Origin of the sequence: Nocardia cyriacigeorgica (genome assembly GCF_010858045.1) — a bacterium.
Taxonomy (GTDB): domain Bacteria; phylum Actinomycetota; class Actinomycetes; order Mycobacteriales; family Mycobacteriaceae; genus Nocardia; species Nocardia cyriacigeorgica_E.
In genome coordinates this window covers 1-326 of the sequence record NZ_JAAGVC010000224.1, presented here as the reverse complement: position 1 = coordinate 326, position 326 = coordinate 1, and the positions used below count along the sequence as shown (strand labels likewise).

1 protein-coding gene is annotated in these 326 nt (G+C 65.3%); it reads left to right on the top strand.

Features of this window, described 5'->3' with window-relative positions; all coding sequences use genetic code 11:
* Positions 1-326, top strand: a 326-nt coding sequence (locus tag GV790_RS29470) for an acyltransferase domain-containing protein (RefSeq protein ID WP_163818084.1), incomplete at both ends; no start/stop codon positions are given.

The following is a 326-nucleotide window of genomic DNA, read 5'->3' as shown; positions in this document are numbered from 1 at the left end:
TGGCAACGGGGTTGACCTATCGGGAGCCGTCGATTCCGATCGTCTCGACTGTTACCGGCGCACCGGCCGGTACCGAGCTGCTCGACCCGGAGTACTGGGTGGCGCAGGTGCGCGAATGCGTGCGATTCGCACCATCGGTCGACACCCTCAGCGCATCGGGTGTACGGCGATTCGTGGAAGTCGGCCCGGATGCGGCGCTCGCCGCGATGACTACCGAATGTCTCGCCGAACATTCGGAGGGCGCGGCAAAGTCGATGACAGTGGCATCGTCGCGACGCTCGACCGACGAGGTGGTCCAATTCGTCTCGGCCCTCGCACACCTGCTC